Origin of the sequence: Legionella sp. km772 (genome assembly GCF_003989735.1) — a bacterium.
Classification (GTDB): Bacteria; Pseudomonadota; Gammaproteobacteria; order Legionellales; family Legionellaceae; genus Legionella.
In genome coordinates this window covers 1-1,102 of record NZ_RZGQ01000370.1, presented here as the reverse complement: position 1 = coordinate 1,102, position 1,102 = coordinate 1, and the positions used below count along the sequence as shown (strand labels likewise).

Genomic DNA, 1,102 nt, shown 5'->3' with positions numbered 1-1,102 from the left:
ATCAAATAATCACTATAAAGATCAAGCATATCCATTTAATTCCCTCCCTAAAATTAAGGGCGGAATTCTAATGCTTTTTAGTCAAACTACAAGTTTATGTGCGTAACATGAGTAATTAAGAAAGCTTTCGGCTATTTTTAAAAGAAAATTTGAGTGAGAGTTAATTAAAAGCAAATGGGCTGCATTAAATTTCTTAATGCTTAAATAATAACTAAAAGCTATTTCTAAATAGAATTCATTGTTGTCTGAGCGGTGCTGCTCAATAGCTTCAACCAGTTTATTTTTAATCTGTTGATTATTCAATGCGGAGAACCTAGTGTAAAAGGAAGCCTCCATCTCTTTGAGCAGTAGGGGGTGCTGAGAAAATACAATCATTTTAAAGTAGGTTGCCCATTGTTCAGGACTAAGCGTGCAATGATGCTCTTCTATCGTTCCCTCTTTTGTCCTTATTGAAATGACCGTTTGCTCGCCCTTCAAATAAGCAATAACTGTTTGGTTAGCCCACAAAGCGGGGATAATTTGATAATAATTTTTTGCTAAAGCATCCATGAGATAAACCATAATTTCTTCTGTGCTAAGCTGTGCGCGGGAGTCAGTGTACTGCTCTAAAGAACATTTTAAACTGCTGCTTACTTCTTTACCGCTTAAATAAGCGCTAAAGTTTTCATTCAACAAAATTTTATCAAGCAGCGCTTGATGTTCAAGATTGCGTTTTTGATTATGGTGGAGGTAGCTTATAAAAGGTAGAGAATTGGGCATGAGGGCTAAACCATCAATTATCTGCATAGTTAAATCCGGATCTGCATTAAGAAAAAGTGCCGCTTTTTCATAGCGCTTGAGCTGCAAATTGGTGATGGCTTGTTGGAGGACTATGGGCAACATTTTTTGTTTTTTGGCTACGGGTTGGCATTCAGTAGTAGACGGCTCCTCGCTTAACTCATCTGCTTTTCGTTTCATGCTTTCATTGATGGCCTTTGTTATAACCCAGGGTCACCTCATGAAAAATTTTGAGATAAGATAGTGGTTAAAATAGAATCATCCCATCCAGCATTTTTTCTGAGCCGCTTAATAGATTGCCTTTTCATCTGATTTTTAGTTAATT

Annotated in this window: 1 protein-coding gene; it reads right to left on the bottom strand. The window is 36.7% G+C overall.

Features of this window, described 5'->3' with window-relative positions; translation table 11 throughout:
* Positions 1-81: 81 nt before the first annotated feature.
* Positions 82-957, bottom strand: coding sequence for a hypothetical protein (locus ELY15_RS15955; RefSeq protein ID WP_127101761.1), 876 nt, complete (start codon positions 955-957; stop codon positions 82-84).
* Positions 958-1,102: the final 145 nt, after the last annotated feature.

Excerpts from the sequence above, each read along its gene's own strand:
- ELY15_RS15955 (WP_127101761.1), bottom strand. The coding sequence starts at position 957 with ATGAAACGAAAAGCAGATGAGTTAAGCGAGGAGCCGTCTACTACTGAA.